18 protein-coding genes are annotated in these 25,015 nt (G+C 68.8%); 3 read left to right on the forward strand and 15 right to left on the reverse strand.

Annotated features, from left to right (window positions below):
• Nucleotides 1-153 precede the first annotated feature (153 nt).
• Together ahpC and ahpF are read left to right on the forward strand one after the other, a co-directional pair.
• Nucleotides 154-717 carry an alkyl hydroperoxide reductase subunit C gene (ahpC, locus tag BG90_RS30045; RefSeq protein ID WP_010118048.1) on the forward strand — a complete coding sequence of 188 codons (564 nt, stop codon included), beginning with the start codon at nucleotides 154-156 and terminating at the stop codon, nucleotides 715-717.
• A gap of 134 nt (nucleotides 718-851) precedes the next feature.
• Nucleotides 852-2,456 (forward strand): alkyl hydroperoxide reductase subunit F, encoded by a 1,605-nt coding sequence (ahpF, locus tag BG90_RS30050; protein ID WP_010118046.1) that lies wholly within the window; start codon nucleotides 852-854, stop codon nucleotides 2,454-2,456.
• A 209-nt stretch (nucleotides 2,457-2,665) separates the two neighbouring features.
• Here the strand turns inward: ahpF and BG90_RS30055 are convergent, their stop codons facing one another.
• The 8 genes from BG90_RS30055 to BG90_RS30090 all read right to left on the reverse strand — a co-directional run bounded on the left by BG90_RS30055 (nucleotide 2,666) and on the right by BG90_RS30090 (nucleotide 14,820).
• Nucleotides 2,666-3,037: an MAPEG family protein gene (locus tag BG90_RS30055; RefSeq protein ID WP_010108130.1), complete on the reverse strand. Its 372-nt coding sequence runs from the start codon at nucleotides 3,035-3,037 to the stop codon at nucleotides 2,666-2,668.
• Between the two features lie 70 nt (nucleotides 3,038-3,107).
• Nucleotides 3,108-5,243 (reverse strand): AprA-related methyltransferase, encoded by a 2,136-nt coding sequence (locus BG90_RS30060; RefSeq protein ID WP_010118045.1) that lies wholly within the window; start codon nucleotides 5,241-5,243, stop codon nucleotides 3,108-3,110.
• Nucleotides 5,244-5,256: 13 nt separating this feature from the next.
• On the reverse strand, nucleotides 5,257-9,105 hold the full coding sequence (locus BG90_RS30065) for an AMP-binding protein (protein ID WP_010118043.1): 3,849 nt from the start codon (nucleotides 9,103-9,105) through the stop codon (nucleotides 5,257-5,259).
• Between the two features lie 129 nt (nucleotides 9,106-9,234).
• Nucleotides 9,235-10,131 carry an MBL fold metallo-hydrolase gene (locus tag BG90_RS30070; protein ID WP_010118042.1) on the reverse strand — a complete coding sequence of 299 codons (897 nt, stop codon included), beginning with the start codon at nucleotides 10,129-10,131 and terminating at the stop codon, nucleotides 9,235-9,237.
• A 5-nt stretch (nucleotides 10,132-10,136) separates the two neighbouring features.
• Nucleotides 10,137-11,135, reverse strand: coding sequence for a ketoacyl-ACP synthase III (locus BG90_RS30075; RefSeq protein ID WP_010118041.1), 999 nt, complete (start codon nucleotides 11,133-11,135; stop codon nucleotides 10,137-10,139).
• Nucleotides 11,125-12,231, reverse strand: coding sequence for a 3-oxoacyl-ACP synthase III family protein (locus BG90_RS30080; RefSeq protein ID WP_025990145.1), 1,107 nt, complete (start codon nucleotides 12,229-12,231; stop codon nucleotides 11,125-11,127). The genes BG90_RS30075 and BG90_RS30080 overlap by 11 nt, the downstream gene beginning before the upstream one ends.
• Nucleotides 12,231-13,115 (reverse strand): beta-ketoacyl-[acyl-carrier-protein] synthase family protein, encoded by an 885-nt coding sequence (locus BG90_RS30085; RefSeq protein WP_010118037.1) that lies wholly within the window; start codon nucleotides 13,113-13,115, stop codon nucleotides 12,231-12,233. Before BG90_RS30085 ends, BG90_RS30080 begins: the two co-directional genes overlap by 1 nt.
• 82 nt (nucleotides 13,116-13,197) lie before the next feature.
• Complete coding sequence (locus BG90_RS30090) at nucleotides 13,198-14,820, reverse strand: AMP-binding protein (protein ID WP_025990144.1); 1,623 nt, start codon at nucleotides 14,818-14,820, stop codon at nucleotides 13,198-13,200.
• 544 nt (nucleotides 14,821-15,364) lie between these two features.
• Between BG90_RS30090 and BG90_RS35965 the strand changes: the two genes are divergently transcribed.
• Nucleotides 15,365-15,577, forward strand: coding sequence for a hypothetical protein (locus BG90_RS35965; RefSeq protein ID WP_124072385.1), 213 nt, complete (start codon nucleotides 15,365-15,367; stop codon nucleotides 15,575-15,577).
• Nucleotides 15,578-15,898: 321 nt separating this feature from the next.
• On the opposite strand, the gene BG90_RS30095 is transcribed toward BG90_RS35965, so the two are convergent.
• The 7 genes from BG90_RS30095 to BG90_RS30125 form a co-directional block, all read right to left on the reverse strand.
• Nucleotides 15,899-18,430 (reverse strand): adenosylcobalamin-dependent ribonucleoside-diphosphate reductase, encoded by a 2,532-nt coding sequence (locus BG90_RS30095; RefSeq protein ID WP_010108111.1) that lies wholly within the window; start codon nucleotides 18,428-18,430, stop codon nucleotides 15,899-15,901.
• A 415-nt stretch (nucleotides 18,431-18,845) separates the two neighbouring features.
• The gene (locus BG90_RS30100; protein ID WP_010118030.1) at nucleotides 18,846-19,721 is read right to left on the reverse strand and encodes an ABC transporter permease; all 876 of its coding nucleotides are present in this window, start codon (nucleotides 19,719-19,721) and stop codon (nucleotides 18,846-18,848) included.
• Entirely contained in the window at nucleotides 19,714-20,904 is a 1,191-nt protein-coding gene (locus BG90_RS30105) for an ABC transporter substrate-binding protein (RefSeq protein WP_010108109.1), read from the reverse strand. The genes BG90_RS30100 and BG90_RS30105 overlap by 8 nt, the downstream gene beginning before the upstream one ends.
• Nucleotides 20,905-20,931: 27 nt before the next feature.
• The gene (locus BG90_RS38140; RefSeq protein WP_010118028.1) at nucleotides 20,932-21,927 is read right to left on the reverse strand and encodes an ABC transporter ATP-binding protein; all 996 of its coding nucleotides are present in this window, start codon (nucleotides 21,925-21,927) and stop codon (nucleotides 20,932-20,934) included.
• The gene (locus BG90_RS30115; protein ID WP_010118027.1) at nucleotides 21,924-23,039 is read right to left on the reverse strand and encodes an acyl-CoA dehydrogenase family protein; all 1,116 of its coding nucleotides are present in this window, start codon (nucleotides 23,037-23,039) and stop codon (nucleotides 21,924-21,926) included. The genes BG90_RS38140 and BG90_RS30115 overlap by 4 nt, the downstream gene beginning before the upstream one ends.
• Nucleotides 23,012-23,578 carry a carboxymuconolactone decarboxylase family protein gene (locus BG90_RS30120; RefSeq protein ID WP_010108104.1) on the reverse strand — a complete coding sequence of 189 codons (567 nt, stop codon included), beginning with the start codon at nucleotides 23,576-23,578 and terminating at the stop codon, nucleotides 23,012-23,014. The genes BG90_RS30115 and BG90_RS30120 overlap by 28 nt, the downstream gene beginning before the upstream one ends.
• 157 nt (nucleotides 23,579-23,735) lie before the next feature.
• A complete protein-coding gene (locus tag BG90_RS30125; RefSeq protein WP_045568514.1) occupies nucleotides 23,736-24,731 on the reverse strand; it encodes an AraC family transcriptional regulator in 996 nt (331 codons plus the stop codon).
• Nucleotides 24,732-25,015: the final 284 nt, after the last annotated feature.

The raw sequence follows: 25,015 nt of genomic DNA on the forward strand, positions 1-25,015 counted from the left end.
CCACGAAGAGTCTTTCTTGCCCATCCGCGTCCCGGCCGGGCGGCCGGATAGGAATTGCCGATTCCAGCCATTGAAACAAGCAATTTCACATAAGCGGACCACATCGCCATACTGGCGCTTCCTGATCACACACCGATTCAAGAGGAAGCGCAAATGCCGATCATCAACAGCCAGATCAAACCGTTCAAGGCCACCGCATACCACAACGGCGACTTCGTGCAAGTCAGCGACGACACCCTGAAGGGCAAGTGGTCCGTCGTCGTGTTCTATCCGGCCGACTTCACGTTCGTGTGCCCGACCGAGCTCGGCGATCTGGCCGACCGCTACGCCGAATTCCAGAAGCTCGGCGTCGAAATCTACGCGGTGTCGACCGACACGCACTTCACGCACAAGGCATGGCACGACACGTCGGACACGATCTCGAAGATCCAGTATCCGATGATCGGCGATCCGACGCTCGCGATCTCGCGCAACTTCGACGTGCTGATCGAAGAAGAAGGCCTCGCACTGCGCGGCACGTTCGTGATCAACCCGGAAGGCGAGATCAAGCTCTGCGAGATCCACGACAACGGCATCGGCCGCGACGCGGGCGAGCTGCTTCGCAAGGTCCAGGCCGCGCAATACATCGCCGCGCATCCGGGCGAAGTGTGCCCCGCCAAGTGGACGCCGGGCGCCGACACGCTCACGCCGTCGCTCGACCTGATCGGCAAGATCTGACTCCGCACGGCGGCATTGCCGCCGTCCGCGCCACGCGGGCCGCGTCCGTCGCGGCCCGCTCTCCGCACCGCCCCGCATCGCGTCGCACGACAGCGGCGAGCGCGGCCCACTCTCGCTACGGAATCCGAATCGTCATGCTCGACGCCAATCTCAAGACTCAGTTGAAATCGTACCTCGAACGGATCACCCGCCCGGTCGAGCTCGTCGCGTCGCTCGACGACGGCGACAAATCGCGCGAGCTGCGCGCGCTGCTCGACGAGATCGCATCGCTGTCGCCGCAAGTCGTCGTCGAGCGCCGCGACGACGACGAGCGCTCGCCGTCGTTCTCCGTCGGCGAGCGGGGCAAGGCGACCGGCATTCGTTTCGCCGGCATGCCGATGGGCCATGAATTCACGTCGCTCGTGCTCGCGCTGCTGCAAGCAGGCGGGCATCCGCTCAAGCTCGACGACGCTGTGATCGAGCAAATTCGCCAGCTCGACGGCGACTACGCATTCGAGACGTACATTTCGCTGACCTGCCAGAACTGCCCGGAAGTCGTGCAGGCGCTCAACGTGATGGCGCTCGTCAACCCGCGCATCCGTCACGTGATGATCGACGGCGCGCTGTTCCAGGACGAGGTCGAAGCGCGCCGGATCATGGCCGTGCCGACGATCTTCCTGAACGGCGAAGCCTTCGCCCAGGGCCGCAGCAGCGTGAAGGAAATCCTCGCGAAGCTCGATAGCGGCGCGAGCCGGCGCGCGGCGGACGCGCTCGCGACGAAGCCGGTGTTCGACATGCTGATCGTCGGCGGCGGCCCTGCGGGTGCGGCGGCTGCGATCTACGCGGCGCGCAAGGGCATCGCGACGGGCGTCGTCGCCGAGCGCTTCGGCGGGCAGGTGCTCGACACGATGGCCATCGAGAACTTCGTGTCGGTCAAGGAGACCGAAGGTCCGAAGTTCGCGACCGCGCTCGAACAACACGTGAAGCAGTACGAAGTCGATGTGATCGACGTGCAGCGCGCCGACAAGCTCGTCCCCGGCCGTGTCCACGAGATCCATCTCGCGAGCGGCGCGGTGCTGAAGGCGAAGACCATCGTGCTCGCGACCGGCGCGCGCTGGCGCGAAATCGGCGTGCCCGGCGAGCGCGAGTATCGCAATCGCGGCGTCGCGTACTGCCCGCATTGCGACGGCCCGCTCTTCAAGGGCAAGCGCGTCGCGGTGGTCGGCGGCGGCAACTCGGGCGTCGAAGCGGCGATCGATCTCGCCGGCATCGTCCGCGAGGTGACGCTGATCGAATACGGCGCGCAACTGCGCGCGGACGAAGTGCTGCAGCGCAAGCTGCGCAGTCTCGCGAACGTGACGGTGATCACGCAGGCACGCACGACCGAACTCACGGGCGACGGCGCAAGGCTGAACGGGCTCGTCTACGAAGACATGCGCACCGGCGAGACGAAGCGCGTCGAGCTGGAAGGCGTGTTCGTCCAGATCGGACTCGTGCCGAACACCGAATGGCTGAAGGGAACGCTCGAGCTGTCGAAGCACGGCGAGATCGTCGTCGATGCGCGCGGCGCGACGTCGGCGCCGGGCGTGTTCGCAGCCGGCGACGTGACGACCGTGCCGTACAAGCAGATCGTGATCGCGGTCGGTGAAGGCGCGAAGGCTTCGCTCGGCGCGTTCGATTACCTGATCCGCAGCGAAGCGGATGCGGCGCCGGCCCCGGCCGCCGAAACCGCGCGAAGCGACGAAATGATCGCCGCCTGATCCGCGCGATATCCGTTCAACTGTCTACCGTTGGCCCTCGTTGCGATGTGGAGAGCATCGTGACGAGGGCGCTTTTTTGGTTTCGACGCGAAGCCGCGACGGCCGAGCGCATCGAACGCCCGGCCGCCGCATCGCCCTGTGAAAGAATGTGAAGCGCGCCGCGCCTGCCGCACGCAACGGCGTCAACGAGCACGGAACATGCCGTGCGCTCAGGGCCCAACGAAGAACAGCCAGACCACGCAAGCGAAACCGACGGTCCACACCAGCGAGCGCAGCGCCGCCCAGTTCAGCAGATAAAACACCCCATAGACCACGCGCGACGCGACGAAGACGATCGCAAGCTGATCGACGCGCTGCACGTTCGCGCCGTTGTGCCACGCGACGACGAGCGCGCCGGTGAACAGCGCGAGCGCCTCCCAGGAGTTCTGATGCGCGGCAAACGCCCGCGCGCGCCAGCCTTCGAGCTGCGCGAGATACTGGCGCGGCGCGCGGTTGTCGTAGCATGCGCCCGACTTCGCGCACATCGTCCAGGCGAACGGCATCAGCGCGGCGAGCAGCAGGCAAGCTTGCGACACGGTCATGCTTCCCCTCCCTTATGGATTCTCGCGCTATACGTCCCGCCTCTGCCTGGAAGTTCGCCGGCAGGCGGATTCAGGCATTCGCCGCGTCGAAAGCGACATAATCGGCAATGCTGAAGAACCGATATTCGTTCAGCAGATCCGGCCCGGGAAAGCCCTCGGGATGGATGCGACCGTGGATCGCGTCACGCGGGCTCAATCCCGCCAGGCACATCGCGAGCATGAACTCGTCGAACGGCGCCATGAACTGCCGCGACACGAAGTGCATCCCCCAATTGAACACGGCCGGCAACTGCTCGGTGCGGCTCCAGCGGCCCGGATCGGCCATCGCGTCGTCCAGCAGGCTCGCGGCCCACGGGCTGTGTCCCTCGACGACGAGGAAGCCGTGCTTCGCGTGCGGCTTCCAGCGCGCGACGAAGTCGATCAGATCGGCGGCCGCGACGTAGCCGGGCACGAGCCCCTCGGCGTCGCTGTACGCGACGCGGAACGCACGCTTGATCTCGTCGAGCGGAATCGGCAGCGCCGCATCGTCCGACACCGTCAGTTGTCCTGGATAGTAGCGTTCGACGACGCTGCGCAGATGCGTCCGATCGACCTGCCGCACGTAGCGCTCGAGGATCGCGTCGGCGGCGTCGCCGCGACGCACGTCGAGACGCCGGTTGTGGACCAGGAACATGAACGTGTGCAGCAGATCGCCCAGACGCGCCGCGCGGCGGCCGCCGTCCGGCTCCTTCACGGTCAGGCCGCTCGCGGCAACCGCTTCGTCATAACGATCGGGCTGCGAAATGTCGGCGTCGATCACGCGCACGTGCACGCCCGGCACGCTGTCCAGCTCCGACAGCGTATCGGCCGCGCGGCTGCGCGCCGATTCGTTGTAGTCCGCGCCGATGACGATGAGCGGATAGTCGGCGAGATGCCGGCCGCGCCGCGTCGACTGTATGACGTACTGCGCGAGGCGCCGCAGCGCGCTGCCGTCGCCGCAGCCCATGTCGGAAATGCCGGCCGGCTGCTGATCGAGCGGCGTCTCGTCGAACAGGCGGCGAATGATCTTCGTCGAAATCTCCCTGGACGCGGGACCCGACCCGGCGCCGCTCGACGCGTAGACGTTCATCACGCGATCGATGTGCCCGTCGCGATCGACATCGAGCGGGTCGGGGTCGCCGAACAGCAGTTCGTCGAGCAGCGCGTACGTGCGCAGGTACGATGCGGCGAGCCCCGCGTACGGCGCGGCAATCGGCCGATGAATCCGGCCCGCTTCGTTGAGCTGCACGCGCGCGCCCTCCGGATCGACGTCCGCGACGCCCGCGTGGCCCATCAGCGCCCACGCCGCGTTCAGCACGACTTGATCCGCGTGCGGCCAGCCGTCGCCGGTCGACACTCCGTCGCGTCGCGCGTCGAACGCCTCGAAGACGCTCGCCGCGATCTTGCCTTGCTGCTCGCCCTGCTTCTCGAACACCGGCATGTCGAGCGCGACCCACGTAGGGCCGAGCAGCAGCCCGTCCATCGCGGTACGCAACTGCGCATGCACGTGCCGCTCGAGGCCGTCCCGCGGTTCCGGCAGCGGCCATCCGTTGATGCAGATTCGCACGAGCTCCGCATAGAGCGCGCTTTCGTCGTCGTTCACGCGCCGACGATGGCACAGCGCATGCAGGTGCTGCAGCATCGACGTCGCGTCGGCCAATCGCGTGAAGAGCGGCCGCTGTGCGTTCACGCACGCGACCACGCACGCGCCGGCGGGCGTCAACGCGTAGTCGGCGCGCTCGTCGCCGCTGCTCAGCGTGACCCAGCCGGCCAGCCCGAGCAGGTTCAGCGCGCCCCACAGCAGCCCGAGATTGAGCGTCGGGTCGGCCTTGTGCCCGGCGGCGAACGCGCGCATCGCGCGCGGCTCGCCGGCCTTCAGGCCGTCGAACGCGCCCGCGAGCACGAGGCGCGTGAGCGTCGGCACGAGCACGATGCCGTTCGCCCAGTTGCAGCTGCGCGTATAGGCCATCACGCGCTGCGCATCCTCTTCGCCGATGCGCAGCGTCGCCGCGCCATCGTCGCGGCGCGTCTCGATCGGCGCGCCGGTGTCGACGATCTCGACGCGCAACGGCGTGCCCGCCGGTACGCCGAGCAGCTTGCAGCTGTCGTCCGCATGCGAGCGGAGGTAGTTTTCGAGCTGCTCGGTCAGGATGCCGGCAGAAGTGGCAAGTTCACAAAGCGACTGCATGATCGGATGCGCCTCACAAGGAAGAAGATTTATCGGACGAAGCCGCGCCCGCATGCGCGTGCGTGCCTTGGTCCATTCGGGTGGCGAGATGCGCCGCCAATGCGTCGATCGACGAATGATCCCAGACGGCGGACGCGTCGACGGTCGTGCGGAACGCGTCGCTGAACGCCATCGTCAGCTCGACCGCGAGAATCGAATCGAGCCCGATGTCGGCGAAGGTTGTCTCGGCTGTCAACGCGATCCGGCGATTCCGCAGACGCTCGCCCAGCCACGTCAGCAGCCATTGCTCGAACTCCCGCTTCAGTTCGGGGTCGACCGGAGCGACCGGCGCACGCATGGGCGCGTCGTTCGCCGTCGGCAGCGGTTCGTCGCCAGCGAGCGCGAAGCCGGCATCGGACGGCTCCGGGCGCGCGTCGTGCTCGGCGCGCAGCAGCGGATCGAGCCGCTGCGTCGCGCCCGGCACCGTCTGTTCGATCGGTCCGATCTCGCGCTCGACGTGCCTCGCCCACTCGGCGATCTGCGCGGCGCTCGACAGCACGCGCCGCCGGCCGACCTGGCGCTGCGCCGCTTCGACGGCGAGTTCGTACTGGCTCTGCGCCCATTCGAGCGTCGCGCCGTCGACGCCGCGCCGCTTCGCGGCCTGCTCGACGGCCGCCAGCAACAGCGCCCATTGCGCGACGCCGCCGAACCAGTAGTTGACCCAGTTCGTCGCATGCGCGGCGCCGCCGAGCTGCTCGGCATTCGCGAGCCCGTCTTCGAGCAGCTGCTCGCCGAGCTCGCGCAGTTCCGCGGCGAGGGCGACGGCGCCTGTCCGCTCGCCCAGATAGCCGAGCAGATCGTCGCTGCCGTTCAGCAGACGGCTGCCCAGATGCGCGAGCAGCGTCTCGGTCGGCCCTTCGAAGATGCGCGGCAGGCGCGCATCGCGGAAGATCTGCGGCGCGAGATTGGTTTCGATGTAGCCGCGGCCGCCCAGCATCTGCATCAGCTCGTCGGACGACTGCGACAGGAATTCGGAGCCGAGGATCTTCGCGATCAGCAAGCCGTCTTCGGGCGCGTCGCGTCCCGCGTCGAAATCGGCCGCCAATTGCTCGATCAGCGCGTTCAACCCGTCGATGCGATGCCGCAGGTCGCCGAGACGCTGGCGGCTCAGCGGATTGTCGAGCAACAGCCCCGTGCCGATCTGGCGCCGCGCGCCGTAGCGATGCATCAGTTGCGCGCAGCGCTTCATCCCGCCGACGCAGACCGCGCCGATGCCGAGGCGCGCGAAATTCATCGTCTGCTGCGCGACCGCCATGCCCTGCCCGAGCGCGCCGAGCCGGCACGCGTCGCTCACGCGTGCGCGATCGAGATGCAGCGCGTTCTGGATCATTCCGCGCACGCCCATCGTCAGGTCTTCCGCGCCGATCCGCAGGCCGGGCGTGCCTTGCCTGACGGCGAGCCCGATCATCCCGGCGCCGTCGGCCTGCTTCGCGAACACGTTGATCACGCCCGCCCACGCGGACGATCCGCTCCAGCTCTTCTGGCCGCTGACGAGCCATTGATCGCCGTCGATGCGCTGCGCGGTCGATGCGATCGCGCGCACGTTGGAGCCCGCGGCCGGCTCGGTGAGCGCGAACGCGGCGAGCGTCCGCCCGGTCGCGAGCAGCGGCAGCAGTTCGTCGCGCAGCGCGGGCTGCGCATGCAGCATGATCGGGCGGATGCCGAGCGTATTGTTCAGGCCGACGAAGAATGCGAGCGTCGAATCGATCGCCGCGAGCTGCGACACCACCTCCAGCATCTCGCGATGCGCGAAGCCGAGGCCGCCGTACGCACGGTCGATCTGCATGCCGAGCAGCCCTTCGTTGCCGAAATCGAGCACGACGTGCGGCGGAATCGTGCGGCGCTCGTCGATGGTTCGCGAATCGATCCGCGTGCGCGCGTAGTGGCGCAGCCAGTCCTTCATCTGCTCGACCTTCGATGCGTTCGGCGAAGCGGCGCCGCCCGCATCGGCCTCATCGCGCTTCACGCTCGGCGCGGCGGACGATACGGACGATACGGACGGCGCGGACGGCGCGGACGACGCGGTCGGCGCGACAGCGCCCCGCGTCGCGTCGGACATGCGATCGTCGGCGTCCCAGCGCGCGAGTATCGTCAGCTCGCCGTCGCGCAGCCGGTTGCGGCATTCGCTGCGCCGCACCTTGCCGCTCGACGTCTTCGGCACGCTGCCGGGCGACACCAGCAGCACCGAGCCGGGACTGATGTCGTGGCGATGCCAGATCACCTCGCGAATGCCCTTGAGCAGCGCGTCGAGGTCGCCCTTGCGCTGCGTGCGCTCGATTTCGGCGATGACGACGAGCCGCTCCTCGTCGTCCGCCTCGATCGTGAACGCCGCGCAGCCGTTCGGCACCAGCTCGGGCCGGCTGCCGATCACCGCATACTCGACGTCTTCCGAGTAGTAGTTGCGCCCCGCGATGATGATCATGTCCTTCAGGCGGCCGGTGACGTACAGATCGCCGCGATGATAGAAGCCGAGGTCGCCCGTGCCCGCGAACTCCTGTCCCGCCTCACCGCCGATGCCGCGCTGGAACGTCGCGATCGTCTGTTCGTACTGCTGCCAGTATCCGGGCGCGACGCTCTTGCCGGCGACGCAGATTTCGCCGATCGCATCGTCCGCGCAGCGCTCGTTCGTGTTCAGATCGCGCACGACGACCCGCTGCCCGCCGATCGGCACGCCGACGCCGACGAGCACGCGCTCGCCGTCGCGATCCTGCATCTGCGGCGACAGGCCTTCGAGCTCGCGCTTGATCACGACCTTCTGATGCTGGAGCGCCGCCTGGTCGACGCACACCGTGCGCAGCGGCCGCGGCGCGCTGCGCCCGGCGACCAGCAGCGTGCATTCGGCAAGGCCGTAGCAAGGCTTGAAGCGCTCGGGATCGAAACCCGTCGGCGCGAAGCGCTGCGCGAACTCCGCGAGCGTGCCGTAGCGGACCGACTCCGCGCCGCTGTACGCGGTCCTCAGGCAGCTCAGGTCGAGCGTCGCGAGCTGCTCGTCGGGCACGCGGCGGCTGCACATCCGGTACGCGAAGTCGGGGGCGCCCGTCACGTCCGCGCGATAGTCGCTGATTGCGCGCAGCCACAGGAACGGATGCTGGATGAAGCGCTCCGGCGCCATCAGCACGCAGCGGAAGCCGCCGAACAGCGACGTCAGAATGCCGCCGATCAGCCCCATGTCGTGATAGGGCGGCAGCCAGCTGACCATCGTGCTCTCTTCGTGATACCCCATCCATTCGCCGATCAGCGCGAGGTTGTGCATCAGGTTACCGTGCGTGACCATCACGCCCTTCGGCTTGCCGGTCGTGCCCGACGTGTACTGCAGGAACGCGACGTGCGAAGGCGCGACGTCCGCGGGCTCGAGCAACGCATCGAGCGGCTTCGCGGCGTCCAGGTCGAGCAGCGCGACGTGCGACGCCGCGGTGTCTTCCAGCAGCTTCGTGCAGCGCGCGAAATCGTCGCCCGTGCACAGGATCGCCTTCGCGCCCGCGCTCTCGACGATGCCGACGATGCGGGCCGCGTGCTGCCGATTGCGCGGCGGATACACGGGCACCGCGACCGCGCCCGCGTACAGGCAGCCGAGAAAGCCGGCGATGTAATCGAGGCCGGGCCGGCAAAGCAGCAGCACGCGCTCGCCGATGCCGACCGAATGCCGCTGCAGCAGCAGCGCGACGCGGCGCGCCGTCCGGTCGAGGTCCGCGAACGTGATCGACTGCTGCTGCTCGTCGTCGGGCTGACCGCTCAAGAACAGATAGGCGTCTTTCTCGCCTTTCGTCGCTGCACGGAAACGCAGCAATTCGTTGATCGTCTTCGGCAGATTGGTGGTTGTCATGACGTCATCCGACAGGAAATGAAACCCACGGTCGTGGTGGTTGCGTTCGGCGGCCGGCGCCGAAGATCCGAGGCGAGCCGGCCGGTGAGGCAATCGACGCGGGCGTCGCCCGCGCCGGCGTTCGCGCGCCTATGCGGCGCGCTGGAACAGGTCGATCATTCGCTCCATGCTCTTCAGATGCAGCGTGCGCGGCACCACGTTCGCGCTGCGCGCCGCATAGCGCTCGGTCCATTGCTGCGCGAGCGCGCGCGTCGCGGCCGCGTCGCCGCGCATCGCGCATGCTTCGTCGTTGCGCGCCGCGAGGCCGTCCCGCGCGTGCCGGACCGCGTGCCGCGCGACGTCGCCGCCGACGATCCCGTGATGACCCAGCGCAATCCGCGATGCCTGCTGCCGCTCGATGACGGCGAGCGACTGCCGGTACGCGGACAGATCCTGAAACACGAGCGGCAGCCACCGCTTCGGCCCGTGGTATTCGCCGAGCGCGTCCGACACGAACAGCAGGTCGAGCTGCGGGCAGTGATAGCCGAACAGGCAGGCGCTGTGGCCGGGCAGCGCGATCGCGCGCATCCGCATCCCTTCGCCGATGTCGAGCGCCGTGCCCGGATTGACCGGGTACAGCGGGATTTCGGACAGGTCCGCGAGATCGGCTTCGGCGATCGGCTCCCACGCAACGGACGCCTGAGCGTCGAGCTTTCTGATCGTCCTGCACGCGGACGGGCTCTGCAGCGCGTCGGCGGTGTCGGGCGAGCCGACGACGTGCAGCCACGGCATCCGCGCCTTCAAGGTCCCGAGCAGGCTGCAATGGTCGTAGTGCGAATGCGTGATCAGCCAGTAGCGCAGATGCCGGATGCCGCCGTAGTCCTTCAGCAGATCGTGAAGCTGCCGCCACACCAGCTCGGTCATGCCGCTCAACCCGCCTTCGATCAGCGTCGCGGCTTCGTCGTTGACGACCACGTACAGCGGCACTTCCGCGCTTCCGACGATGGCGAGCTGCGAGTCGATCCAGCCAGGGGTGCTGTGCTGCATGTCGTTCAGCTCCGATAGAGCGCGCACGCCCAGGTGGCGCCCGCGCCGTACGTCACCAGCAGGTTCAGTTGCCCGGCTCGCATGCGCCCTTGCTCGTGCGCGAGCGCGAGCGCGACCGGAAACGCGGCGCTCGCCATGTTGCCGAGGTGCTCGACGGAGATCATGCAGCGCTCGCGCGGCAGGCCGAGCTGCTCGATCACCGCGTCGATGATCCGCAGGTTCGGCTGGTGCGGCACGACGAGCCCGATGTCGCCGAGCGTCAGCTTGTGCTTGTCGAGCATCTGGCGGCACGCGTCGACGATGCGGCGCGTCGCGTCCTCGAACATGTCCGCGCCGCGCATCCGGAAGTAGTGGCGGCCCGCCGCGAGGTCGTCGGCATCGATGAAGTTCGGCCGCCGGGCGCCGGGCGCCTCCGTCTGCAGCAGATCGAACTGCGTGCCGTCCGCGCCGAGCGACAGGTCGACGAGGCCGCGCGTCGCGTCGGCCTGCCCTTGCAGCACCATCGCGGCGGCGCCGTCGCTCAGCAAAATCGACAGGTTGCGGCCCGCGTTGCTCGTGTCGATCCGCCGCGACAGCGCTTCCGCGCAGATCAGCAGCACGTTGCGATACAGGCCGCTCGCGAGGAAATGCCGCGCGATTTCGATCCCGTACAGCCCGCCGCTGCATTGCGCGCGGATGTCGAAGCACGGAATCTCGCGCAGCCCGAGCCGCGGCTGGATGTAGCACGCCTGCGACGGATCGTGATGATCCGGCGACAGCGTGTTGACGATCAGCAGGTCGATGTCGGCCGGCGTCACGCCGGCGTCGGCCATCGCCCGCTCGGCGGCCGGACACGCGAGGTCCGCCAGTTGCTGATCGGGCGCGAGGTAGCGGCGATGCAGCACGCCGGTGCGGGTGCGGATGAATTCGTCGCTCGTGTCGATGACGCTCGCGACCTCGTCGTTGCCGACGATCCGCTCCGGCAGCGCGTACCCGAGCCCGGCGATCACGAGGTTACGCGACATGATCGGCCTCCGCGGCATCGACGGTCGAATCCGCGTCGTTCACGACCGTTTCGCCCCAGCGCCATAGCTGCGCGCCGAAGCCCCAGCCGGCGCCCGCGCCCGCGATCACCACCTGCGAGCCCGGCTTGACGACGCCGCTGCGGATCGATTCGTAGAGCGCGAGCGGCACCGCGGCCGACACGAGGCACGCGCAGTCGGCAAGACGGATCACGTATTGGTCCGGCGCGAGGCCGAGGCGCTGCGCCCATGCGCGCACGAGGATCTCCGACGGCTGATGGAACACCATCGCGTCAATGTCGTCCGTGTTCAGGCCGCTCTTGCGCAGCAGCCGCTCGACGATATCGGGAATCGCCTCGGGCATGAAGCGCGCGATCTGCTCCTGCGCCTCCGGCTTCAGCGTGAAATACGCGCCGAAGCGCTCGGCCTGACGCTCCGCTTCGTCGCGGTTCGCCGCGGGCTTCGGGTAGCGCCATTGCATCGTCGCGAGATCGTAGTGCGTCGCGTCGCTGCGATAGACGGCGTTCAGCCAGTCGGCGCCCTGCGGATCGTGCGCGTCGGCGACGAGCACTGCGGCCGCCGCGCCGTCGCCGAACGTCGTCGACGACTTGCTCGCATAGTCGACGACCGACGACATCCGCTCGGACGAGCACACGAGCGCGCGCTTCACGCGCCCTTGCTTGATCAGGTTCGTCGCGAGCTGCAGTTGCAGCACGAAGCTCGCGCATTCCATTTCGACGTCGGCGTCGAGCGCGCGGTGCGCACCGAGCCGGTCGCGCAGCGTGCGCGCGAGCCGCGGCGCGAAGCGCCTTGTGCCGCCTTCCGCGGTGACGAACGGCGACGTGATGTTGAACAGCACGAGATCGAGATCGGCCGCCTCGACGCCTGCGCGCGCGAGCGCCTGGCGCGCCGTGCGCTCCGCCATCGCCAGCTCGGATTCGCCCGCGCGCGGATCGATCACGTAGCGCGACTTGATTCCCCAGAAGTGCCACCACTCGGACGGAATCGGCTCGACTTCGTCGAAAGCGGGATCGTCGTTGCGCAGCAACCGCGACGGCAGATTGCACGCCAGACTGGCCATACGAACGTTATAGGACATCAGACCTCCATTGCGATGCATGCGATGCGCGGCTTGAATACGTCGAGCGTCAGCGCGGCGACGATCCGCGCGTCGCGGCGCGCGCCCGCGGCGCCGCCCGCGCGGGTCGCGAGCCAGGCGGGAAGCTGGAATGCGGCGGGGATGCCGGCCGCGCCGTCGATCACATCGACGCGCGATTCGCTCGCGAAGCCGGCGTCGTCCGACAGCCAGCCGCGCAGCCACGACTCACGAAACAGTTCGGACACCTGCGCGTCGACCTTGCCGCGCACGTCGCCGACGACCGCGCGTACGGCCGCGTCGGCGTTGCCCGGCTGCGTGCGAAAACGGCCGGTCGCGGGATCGAAGCCGCTGTCGAAGCGCGCGACGACGCCGGTTTCGTGCGCGCGGCGCGCGGGCACGGCGTCGAGCGTCGCGAGGCTCGGCGCATCGAGATCCGCATAGCTCGCGTGATAGCGATCGTCGCGGCCGGGTGTCAGCACGATCGCGCCCGCGCCGTCGGCGAAGCCGCTCGACGCGGCGCCGTCGACGTCGGCCAGCGCCTCCGCCCTCACGACGAGCGCGCGGCGGTAGCCGAGCTGACGGCAATGGCTCTGCGCGAAATCGAGCGCGAGCGTCCAGTCCGCGTCGAGCAGATCGAACACCGCCGCGTTGGCCGCGCGCAGATCGCGCTGCACCGGATGCGCGAGGCGCGGCCCCGCGATCGGCGCCGCGTCCGCCATCCGGTTCGGAGAAACCGACAAGCTGACGATGAGGTCGAGCTCCGACGGCAGGCAGCGCGCTTTCGAGAGCGCCTGCCTCGCCGCCTTGACCGCATGGTCGTTCGCAAACGGAAGCGCGTGCTTCGCGCCGTCCGATATCGCAATACCCGCTCCTAGTATTTTCATGTCGCTTCGATGTTGTGTGGGTTTGGCGTTGTCGATGCTGAGCCGGCCGCACGCGGCGCGGCGCAGCCGGCACGCGCGGCCGTCAGGCCGCTTGCGCGTCCTCGGCCGCCTGTCGCAGCTTGAAGCGCTGCAGCTTGCCGGACTCGTTGCGCGGCAGTCCGCCCGCGTGATACTCGATGCGCCGCGGATACTTGTAAGGCGCGATCAGCGCCTTCACGTGCTGCTGCAGCGCCACCGTCAGCGCATCGGATCCGCTCACGCCGGGCCGCAGCACGACGTGCGCGCACACGAGCGTGCCGCCGCGCTCGTCGGGCGCGCCGACGACGCCGCACTCGAGCACGTCCGCGTGGCGCAGCATCGCTTCTTCGACTTCGGCGGGCGAGATGGTGTAGCCGAGGCTGATGATCAGATCGTCGGCGCGCGCCTGGTAGAACAGGTAGCCGTCCTCGTCGAGATACGCGGCATCGCCCGTCAGGTTCCAGCCGTGCCGCACGTAGTCGCGCTGCCGCGCGTCGTTCAGATAGCGGCAGCCGGTCGGCCCCTGCACCGCGAGACGGCCGACGTGGTAAGGCGGCAGACGCTCGCCGCGCTCGTCGAGGATCGCGAGCCGGTAGCCGGGCACCGCCTTGCCGATCGCCCCTTCCTTCGCCCGCGCTTCATCCGCCGACGCGAAGATGTGAAGCATCTCGGTCGCGCCGATGCCGTCGATGATGCGGAGGCCCGTCCGGGCCAGCCACGCGTTGCGCGTCGGCACCGGCAGCGCCTCGCCCGCGCACACGCATTTGCGCAGGCTCGAGATGTCGTGGCCGTCGACGGCGTCGAGCATCGCGCGATACGCGGCCGGCGCGGTGAAGAGGATGCTGACGCGATGCGCGTCGACCGCGGCGAGCAGCCGCTCCGGCTTCGCCCGCTGCAGCAGCACGACGCTCGCGCCGACGCTCAGCGGAAACAGCAGCAGCGCGCCGAGGCCGAACGTGAACGCGAGCGGCGGCGAGCCGCAGAACACGTCGTCCGCATCGGGCTTCAGCACGTGCTGCGGAAAGCAATGGCAGATCGCCATCACGTCGCGATGAAAATGCACGGTCGCCTTCGGCCGCCCGGTCGTGCCGGATGTGAACGCGACGATGCACGGATCGTCGGCGCGCGTGTCGACCGTCTCGAACGTGGCCGGGTACTCGCGCATCAGCCGCTCGAACGCGCCCGCCTCGTCCGTTTCGTAGCAGCGGACGAATTCGACGCCGGGCACCGCCGCTATCGCCGCGTGCAATTCCGCCGATACCGACGCCTCGCAGAGCGCATGCGAGACCTTTGCCTGCGCGATGACTTTCGACAACTCGCCCGCGCGCAGCAGCGGCATCGTCGTCACGGCGACGCCGCCCGCCTTGACGACCGCGAACCACGCGGCGGCGAGGAACGGATGATTGGTTCCGTGCAGCAGCACCCGGTTGCCCGGAACGAGGCCCCCGTCGCGCACCAGCATGTTCGCGATCCGGTTGCTGTATTCGAACAGGTCGCGATACGACCACGCGGCGCCGGATTCGGTCTTGATCGCGACGCGATCGCCCCAGCCGCGCCCGGTCACGGCGGCATCGAGGAGCGCCGCCGCGCAATTGATGCGCGCCGGAAACTGCAGGCCCGGCAACTCGAAGACGAACTCCGGCAGATCGGTCGGTGCAGGCAGATTCATGCGGCAAAAGTTGTCCATCGTCAGTGCTCACGAGAAGTTGACTGAGAAACCGGGGTGATTCGGCGGGGTGATTCGCGCCGCGGCCGCTCATCGCATTCGAATTCCGGAAGGCAATGACCGCCGCAACCGGCGCTTCATCGGAAACGCTCGGATTGAAATTTCGAATTCATCCCATTCAGGCCGGCACATCCTGAAATTCGATCATTCCAACCCATCGAACCATTTCAAACAATTTTCATGAGGTGAAAATACCTTTCCATCAATCATGAGCGCGCAATATTAAAAACAAATTTCAAAAAAATAAAGCCCTTGCCTGAAAACACTGTCCTAAATAGTCGACTCTTCAACCCCAAGGCATTGGAGTCCGAGGGTTTGTAGTTTTCCTCCATTTCGTTGACTCGTCAAAAACCCAGGAAGATGGTTTTATGGCAGCCAAAATATGTCGAGCAAAGCTCGCCCGCATGAATTGACATTTCACATACCGAAACAAAGGCGCTCATATTTTTATCAATCATCATTCAATTCCGGTCATTGAATAGAAATCCGATTAAATGACGCGCTCGTGACATTGATCCATTCAATCGCCCAATCAGGAAATTTCGGCCATACGACAGAATCGTCATCCGGTCAATACACGATGGCCAAATCGGCGCGCACGCGGCGCATCGATCCCCGCGCGCCGCTCGGCTCGAACGACGACGCAAGCGGATTCATTCGCCGCGTGGATAGGCCGCCGCCGCTCGGGCGGCTGAGCGATCCGGACGAATCAGGATGAAATCGGGCAGATGGGAAGTTGGAGAGGTCCGGCTGACGCCGATCCCGTTCTCGTGATGCTTCGGCGGAAAACCGGCGCGCCGCGCGACGCTCGGACAATGCACGTCACGGCAGCCGAGCCGACATCGACCGCTCCGCGCATCTCGCCGTCACGCAATGCGGACATCGCGCGCAAGCGCCGGCGAGACAGTGAGACAGTGAGACAGCGCCTATCGCGCGAAGCGATCACGAATCGAAGCACCGCGCGCGATCGACAGCGCCGCGCGGCCGAGCTTCATGGAAATCACGCGCCGACCGCCGCGCCGGCGCGCGCATCGAGCGGTCAACCGCAGGCGCCGATCTCGCCGCACGCGGTGCAGAAATCGCAGCCGTCCTTGCGGATCACCGCATTCGCGCCGCACGAGTTGCATTTGCGCCCGAACATCGTGCGCAGTTCGGCGGCGCTGCGCGTCGCCGCAACCGTCTCGTCGTCGCTTTCGCCGCCCGCCGATTCCGTCTCGGCGGCGAGCATCGCGGCGACCGCATGCGAATCCGCGCCGCCGCGCGGCAGCGTCGCGAGCAGGCGCGACGGCACCTGGCTGCCTTCCGCATCGAGAAAGCCGCGGCGATGCAGGATCTGCTGGATCGCGTAGCTGAGCGCCGCGACCTCGGAATCGTGCCACAGCGGAATGCGCCGGCCGTCGAGCCGCTGCGTCTCGCCGAGCCGCACCTGCCCGCGGTCCCACGACACCTTGCGCAGATCCTGCAGATTGCGCGCGACGAAGCCGCCGCGCGCGGCGAGCGACAGCGAGCGCATCGTCGCCGTGATCCATTGCTGCGACTCGTCGCGCTGGCCGACCGGGATGAAGAACTCGATCGGCCGCTCGATCGTCACCTCTTCGCCGCCGATGCGCCCCGTCACCTCCATGAACGACACCGCGACGTACAGCGACTTCTTGCCGAGCTGCGTCAGGTATTCGACCTTCTCGATCACGGCGGGAAGCTCGCCCTTCGGCCGGTGGTCGATCGCGATCCGCAGCGGATCGAGATCCGCCTCCGTCAGCGTGTCCTCCGGCTCGGACGTGTGCAGCACCGCGCCGAGCGTCTCGTTCGGCCGATACGTCGCGAGCCCCTTCAGGCCGCTCTTCCACGCGTCGAAGTAGAGGCTCTCGAAATCGTCGAACGGATAATCGGCGGGCACGTTGACCGTCTTCGAGATCGACGTGTCGACGTACGGCTGCACGGCCGCCATCATCGCGAGATGGTCGTGCGCGGACATCTGCAGCGCGCTGACGAAATAGTCGGGCAGCGCGTCGACGTCGCCGCCGAGCTCGCGATACAGCCGGTATGCGTAGTCCTCGACCGCGAACGTCCGGCGGCCGCCGTCCGCCATGATCTTCGTGCGCTGATAGGTCCACGAGAACGCGGGCTCGATGCCGTTCGACGCGTTGTCCGCGAACGCGAGGCTCACGGTGCCCGTCGGCGCGATCGACAGCAAATGGCTGTTGCGAATGCCGTCGCGCCGGATCGCGTCCTGGATGTCGTCGGGCAGGCGCGACGCGAACGTGCCCGCTTCGAGATACCGGTCCGCGTCGAAGAGCGGGAACGCGCCGCGCTCGCGCGCGAGCTCGACCGACGCGCCGTAAGCCGCGTCGCGCATCTCGCGCCCGACGCGCGCGGCGAAGTCGCGCCCTTCCTGCGAGTCGTAGCGCAAGCCGAGCATCACGAGCGTGTCGCCGAGGCCCGTGAAGCCGATGCCGATCCGCCGCTTCTGCTCCGCCTCGTGGCGCTGCTCGGGCAGCGGCCACAGCGTCACGTCGAGCACGTCGTCGAGGAAGCGCACCTGCGTGCGCGTGCGCTCGGCGAGCGCGTCCCAGTCGAATACGCTGTCGCCGCCTTGCAGCTGCGCGAACGGGTCGATCACGAAGCGCGTCAGATTGAGCGGCCCGAGATTGCAGCAGCCGTATGCGGGCAGCGGCTGCTCGCCGCACGGATTCGTCGCACGAATCGTCTCGACCGCGCGCAGGTTGTTGTCGTCGTTCATCTTCGAGATGAACACGACGCCCGGCTCGGCGACGTCGTACGTCGAGCGCATGATCGTGTCCCAGATCGCGCGCGCGCGCTTTTCCGCATAGACCCACATCCCGTCGTCGCGCCGATGCAGGTCGCCCGCCGCGCGCCGCGCGGGCGACGGCTCCGCGCGATGCACGAGCTGCCACGGCAGGTCCTGCTCGACCGCGTCCATGAACGCATCGGTGATCGCGACCGAGATGTTGAAGTTGTTCCAGCGGCCCTTCGAGTGCTTCGCTTCGATGAATTCGAGCAGATCCGGATGATCGCAATCGAGCACCGCCATCTGCGCGCCGCGCCGCGCGCCCGCGCTTTCGACGGTGCGGCATGACGCGTCGAACACGTCGATGTAGCTGCACGGCCCGGACGCGCTCGAGCCCGTCGAGTGCACGTACGCGCCGCGCGGGCGAATCGCCGAGAAGTTGTAGCCGACTCCGCCGCCGCGCCGCATCGTCTCGGCCGCCTGCAGCAGCGCGACGTAGATGCCGGGCAGCCCGCGCTCGTCGACGCCCTGGATGCAGTCGCCGACGGGCTGCACGAAGCAGTTGATCAGCGTCGCCGCGATCGAGCTGCCCGCCGCGCTCATGATCCGGCCCGCGCCGAGCGCGCCGCGCTGCAGATGCTCGACGAAGCGCGCCTCGATTTCGTCGCGCAGCGCGGCGGGCTCCGCCTGCGCGACGCCGTGCGCGACGCGGCGATAGATGTCGTCGACCGTCCGCTCGTCGCCCTTCGCGTATTTTTCCAGCAGCACGTCGGTGGAGAATTGTTGCGGAGCGAGGTGGAACTCGGGTGCGATGGTCGCCATGGACAGCCTCTCTGCGGCATTGCGCGTGAATGATGGGCCCGATACGCCGGCCGCCGGCACGCGGCGATCGAGAGCGGCGCGTCGCCGCATTCGACGACCATACCGCAGGCGCCATTCCGCCGCAATCGGCGACGCGCGGCCGCCGTGCGGAAAACTACGGCCGGATCAACGGAAAGCCGACGAGCGGCGGTAAATCGGGGCACCGGGTACGCATTGCCGCGCAACGGGTAGCAAGATGCCTGCCGCTTCGCAGCATGCGGGCGGCGGGCACGGGTGCTTCGCGCGGGTGCGCGCAGGGGCGCGGCACCGGCACGGACGCGGCGCATGCATGCGCGTCGAGATGATACGCGCGCTGCGCGTCAGGAAATCGCGGCGCGCGCCGAGCCGGCGACGCGTGAAGCGGCCGCGCGTCGCGTCACGCGCGCGCCTTCGTCCAGCGGGCAAGCGCGGCCCGCGCGAGCGCGTCGAGCGCGAGCCCGATCGCGCCGATCACGACGATCACCGCCGCGAGCTCCGAATACGCGAGCCGGTCGCGCGTATCGAGCACGAGATAGCCGAGCCCCGCGCTCACGCCGAGCATCTCGGCCGGCACGAGCACGATCCACAGTACGCCGATCGCGAGCCGCACGCCGCTCAGCACCGCCGCGGTGATCGCCGGCAGCACGACGTGCCACGCCAGTTCGGTGCGCGTCGCGGCGAGGCTCTCGCCGAGTTCGAGCCAGCGCCGGTCGATCTGGCCGACGCCCGACGCGGTGCTCATCAGGATCGGCCAGAGCGCGGCGAACGCGAGCAGGAAGCAGATCGAGCGCTCGCCGATGCCGAACGACATCACCGCGAGCGGCATCCACGACAGCGGCGAGATCATCCGCAGGAACTGGAACGTCGGCGACAGCAGCGCGTCGAGCCACTTCACGCGCCCGATCAGGAGGCCGAGCGGCACGCCGAGCACGAGCGCGATGCCGAGGCCCGTCGCGACGCGCACGACGCTCACGCGCACGTGCATCCCGAGGCGCTCATCGTGCAGCAGCGCGGGCACGCTGTCGAGCGCGCGCTCCGGCGCGAACAAGCGGGCGAGCGATTGCGGGCCGGCGAGCCAGTGCGTCGCCGCCCACCAGAGCGCGATCGTGCAAACGAGCCCGCCGACGCCGATCGCCGCTTCGCGCAGCGGATGCGCGAACGCTCGGCGTCGCGCGCGCACGGCCGCGGCCGCGGCGCGCGACGCCGTTTCGCCTTCACAACGAGAAGCCGTGCCGCCGCCCGCCGACGCGCGCCGAACCGATACGTCAGACAACGATCGTCTCCTCGCGCGAGTACGATTCCGGCAGCCCGAACGCCGCGAGGCCGCCGACGGCCGCGATGCTCTTCCTGACGAACCGCGCGTCGACGAGCTCGCCCGCGACGCGCGCCGGATCGAGCCGCTCGAGGAAGCGCGTATCGCCGTCCATCGCGGTGCGCTTCAGGCGCCGCACGAGCTCTTCGGTATAGCTCGGGAACGGATACGGCTGAAAATCGATCCGCTTCTCCTGCCAGCCGGCGTGCCGGATCGCGCCGCGCGCGCGGTAGTCGGCGTCGAGCGCGGCCGACGGCGCGAGCACGCGCGACAACGCCTGCACGGTGTGCGGCGTGTAATGCTGCGCGCCCTCCTTCGACAGCAGCCGCGCGGTCTCGTCCGGATGCGCGCGCGCCCAGAGCTGCGCCTTCACGATCGCGTCGACGACCTTCTGCGACCATTGCGGCCGCGCGTTCAGATCCCGCTCGTGCATGAACACGACGCAGCACGCGTGGTTCTTCCACACGTCGCCGGTGAACCGCAGGATCTTGCCGATCTTCATCAATTCGACCGCCGCGTTGAACGGTTCCGCGACGATGTAGCCCGCGATCTGCCCGGCCGCGAGCGCGGGCGGCATGTCGGCGGGCGCCATCACGACGAGGTTCACCTCGTTCGCCGCGACGCCGCCCGAGCGCTTGAGCACCGGCGCGAGCCCGTTCTCGCGCAGCAGGTGCTGCAGCACGACGTTGTGAATCGAATACCAGAACGGCACCGCGACGGTCTTGCCGCCGAGCCGGCGGACGTCGTCGATCGCGGGCGCGACCGTCAGCGCCGAGCCGTTCACGTGATTCCATGCGACGACCTTCGCCGGCACGCCGCTGCCGTAGCGCGCCCACACCGTCATCGGCGACAGCAGATGAACGACGTTGACCTGCCCCGACAGGAACGCCTCGACGAGCTGCGCCCAGCTCCGCAGCAGCCGCGGCCTCTCGGCCGCGACGCCCGCCGCTTCGAAATAGCCGTTGTGATGCGCGACGAGGAGCGGCGCGGCATCGGTGATCGGCAGATAGCCGATCCGCACCGGCGCATCGGGCTCGGAAGCCGCGCGCGCGGCGCGTTGCGCGAGCAGCGGCGTCGCCGCCGCGCTCGTAAACAGCGCGGCGAGCTTCAGCCACTCGCGGCGTGTGATCGGTACATCGCACATGGTCGGTCCGTTGACGGAAGAAAGCAATCAGGCGGCGGGAAACGCGTCGCTCGCGCGTGCGCGCCCCTCGGCTTCGGGCGCGTCGCGCAGCGCGCGCAACGTGCGGAGAATCTCGACGCGCAGCGCGTCGAGACGTTCCAGTCGTTCGTGCTGTTCGTGCTGTTCGAATTCGTTCCGTGACGCAGCGCGCGTCGCCGACGCAGCGCGGATCACGGACGCCTTCGATACGTCGGGCACGACGGGAAGACGAGACGCGGCGTCGGTCGCGAGCGAGCCGCGCGCATCCGACGCATCGCGCCGGTCGCCCTCGCCCGGGCGCATCTCGAAGCCTCCCCGCGCCGCCGCACGCTCGGCGATCGTCCACACGCCGGCCGTCCCGCCGCGCCCGTCGAGCAGCACGATGCGGTCCGCGACGCGCAGCGCCTCGTCGATGTCGTGCGTGACGAGCACGGTCGCCGCCCGCGTGTCGGCGACGACGCGCAGCAGCAGGTCCTGCATGTCGGTGCGCGTCGCGGCGTCGAGCGCGCCGAACGGCTCGTCGAGCAGCAGCACCTGCGGCTGCCGTGCGATCGCGCGCGCGAGTGCGACCCGCTGCGCCATCCCGCCCGACAGTTGCGACGGATAGTGGCCGCGCGCATGCGCGAGCCCGACTTCGTCGATCGCCCATGCGACGCGCCGCGCGCGCTCGTCGCGCGTCAAGCGCGGCTGCCGCTTGAAGTCGAGCCCGAACGCGACGTTCTTCTCGACCGACAGCCACGGCAGCAGGCTCGCCTCCTGAAACATCAGCACGACGTGCGGGTGCGGTCCGTCGAGCGCGCGGCCCGCCATCGCGATCGAGCCGGACACAGGCTTGCGCAGGCCGGCCAGCACGCGCAGCAGGCTCGACTTGCCCGCGCCGCTCGCGCCGAGCACCGCGACTCGTTCGCCCGTGTCGACCGCGAGATCGAAGCGGTCGAGCACGGGCGGCCGGGTCGCGTCGTAGGCGAGCGTCAGCGCGCGAGCATCGAGGCGCGACGTGCTCATGCGGCGTCGCGCGCCGCGTGCTTCGCGAGCTCGCTCTTCAATTGCACGAGGCTCGGCGTGACGACCGGCACGAACGCGGCCTCGCGCCAGCGTCGCTCGAAGCCGTTGTCGGCGCCGTCTCGCCGCACGTACGCGCGGCCGCCGCTCGCCTGCAGCTCGAGGTGCACGGCCGTCTGCGCAAGCTCGGCGAGCGCGATTCGGATCTTGAAGAGCCTTGCGCGCTGCGCGCCGAACGCGCCGTCGCGCAGCCCGGCGACGAGACGCTCGACGGTCGCGTCGAGCGCGTTGCTCGCGGCCGCGATTTCCGTGTCGAGCACGCGCCGCGCGGCGCCCGCCGAGCGGCGCGCCTCGTCGAGCGAGCGGCTCGCGAGCCCGATCGCCATCGCGCATTGCATGCCGAGAAACGCGGGACGCACGGCAGGCAGGAACGCGTGCGCATCGTCGTGAATCCGCCAGCGCGCGTCGAGTGCGACGTCGTCGAACCGCAGCGCGGCCGTATTGCTGCCGCGCAACGCGATCAGATCGAGGTCGTCGCTTCTCGCGAGACCGGCCGCATCGTCGCGCACCGCGAAGATCGACGCCGCGCGCCCTTCGTGCGCAACCGCGACCGCGACGAGCGCACCGCCCGGCCGCACGTTCGTCACCCACGGCAGCGCACCGTTCAGACGCCATGCTTCGGAAGACGAAGGATCGGGCGTCGCGTCGAGCTGCAGCGATTCGATTCCCTGCAGATACTTCATCGCGTTCGACAGGCCGGTCGCGCCGGCCGCTTCGCCGTTCAACAGCGACGGCAGCCAGCGCGCGCGCAGCCCGGCATTCGGGCTGTGCAGCAGATATTCGATGAAGGTGCGCTGCGCCCAGCACACGAACGCGGCCGTCAGCGAATGCCGGGCGAGCGCGGCGATCGTCGCGACCGCCTCGACGACGTCGGCCGCCGCGCCGTCGCGCTCGGGCACGCCCGCGCGAAACGCGCCCGCCGCGGCGAGGCGCGGCACGAGCCGCTGCTTCGATTCGGACGACGTGTCGAGCGACGCCGCGTGCGCGTCGAGCCAATCGGTCAGCGCCGGATCGAGCGCGATCCGGGTCAGGCGGGTTGCGTGCGAGGTTCCCATCGGTAGGCGGCCAGTTCAGGATTCAATTCGTTTTGCGCGAGATTGTTCGCGAAGTTGCAGAGCGTCGCGAGGCTCACGCCGAGCACGATCTCGAGCGCGTTCGCGCGCGTGAAGCCCGCGGCGAGAAATGCATCGAACTGCGCGTCGCCGACCGCGCCGCGCGTCGCGATCACCGCGCGCGTGAACGTCGCGACCGCCGCGAGACGCGCGTCGGCGGGCGGCTCGCCCGCGCGCAGCGCGTCGACGTCCGCATTCGGGACGTGCGCCTTCTTCAGCGCGACCGCGGTATGCCCGGCGACGCAGAAGCCGCAGCCGTGCGTCGCGGCGGCCGTGATCTGCACGGCTTCGCGCTCGGCGAGCGTGAGGCCGCTGCGGCCGTTGATCTCGGCGACGGTCAGATAGGTTTCGAGCGCCGTCGGCGCGTTCGCGAGCGACGCGACGAGATTCGGCAGGAAGCCGTTGCTGTTCAGCGTCCGGGTGAGATACGGGACGCTCGCTTCGGGCGCGTCGCGCGGCGTGAGAAGAGGAAGTCGGCTCATGTGAGGCTCCGGATGGGATGCATCATTGTCCGAAGCGCGCCGACGGCGGGCAATGCGCGAAGGTCTGCGAGTGCTGCGAATTCGTCCACGCGCGCGAAGCGGCGAACGAAAGGACGAAGCGGGCGCTATCGCGCGCCGGCGAAGCGACGGAGCCCGCTCAATGCAACGCGGCGTTCGCGCCAGCGGCATGCGGGCCGCCGGCCGTGCGACCGGGCGGCGGCGCACCGCCCTGCTCGCGCCGGTATGCGCCCGGCTGAAGCCCGACGGTCCGCTTGAACGCATGCGCGAACGCCGATTCCGACTGGTAGCCGACCCATTCGGCGACGCGCGCGATCGCCTCGCCCTGCCGCAGCATCTCGGCCGCGATCTTCATCCGGATCAGCGTGACGAATTGCGCGGGCGGCTGGCCGCACGCGTCGACGAAGCGCTTGAAGAACGTCGCGCGGGACATGTGCGCGAACGACGCCATCGCGTCGGTCGTCCACGCATCGCCCGGCCGGTCGATGACGGCCGCGATCAGGCTCGCGAATTCGGCGCGGCGCATCAGCGGCGCGAGGCCGCTCGCGAGCGAATCGTCGTCGACCGCGTCGCGCACCGCGTAGAAGAACAGCAGTTCGGTCAGCCGCGCGATCAGCGGCGACGGCTCGTCGAACGAGCCGGGCTTCGCCGCCTCGGCGCGGATCAGCCCGACGATCGCATGGATCTGCCCGGCCGCCGCGCTGCCGCGCCGAACCACGAGGCAATCGGGCAAGTACGATGCGATCCAGTCGCTCGAGCCGTTGCGAAACGCGAGAAAGCCGCATGCGAGGCCGACCGCGTCCGGCGCGTCGGGATCGAAGCGCTGCATGGCGGGCGGCGCCGCGTGCGCGGCGTCGCGCGTGCGAGCGGGCGGCGTCGCGGCGGACGTCAGCGCGTGCGGGAGGTCGCGCATCAGGAACACCGCGTCGCCTTCGGCGAGCGGCACGCTCGCGCGGCCGTCGAAGACATGCAGCCAGCAGCCGCCATGCAGCACGACGTGGAAGCTCGCCCGCGCGCGGCCGGCCGTCGACGCGCGCCAGCCGTCGCCGCAATATTGGCCGACGTGAAAGATCGAGCTGACGGGCTCGAGGCTCGACAGCAGCCAGTGGATGATCTTGTCTGTATGCGCCCGCATGCGTCGAGCCCCCGGTCGTGTCGTGTTGGTCGAATGCGATGGTAATCGCATTACGTTAACGGCATCGCGCCGGCAGACAAACCAACGTTTCGTTGGACGCTTATGAGCAAGGGAAATAAACGCGGCGCGGCAGGCGTCGAGCGGTTCCGCTCGACGCCTGCCGCTTGGCGGGCATTCGGTTCGGCGTACGGCGCTTCGCTTTGCGCGCCGCGTCTTGCTTGCCGCTCGTCGCGCATCGCGTCCGATGCCATGCATCGGACTGCGTCACCCCATCGCCCCCGAGC

Origin of the sequence: Burkholderia oklahomensis C6786 (assembly GCF_000959365.1) — a bacterium.
Taxonomy (GTDB): domain Bacteria; phylum Pseudomonadota; class Gammaproteobacteria; order Burkholderiales; family Burkholderiaceae; genus Burkholderia; species Burkholderia oklahomensis.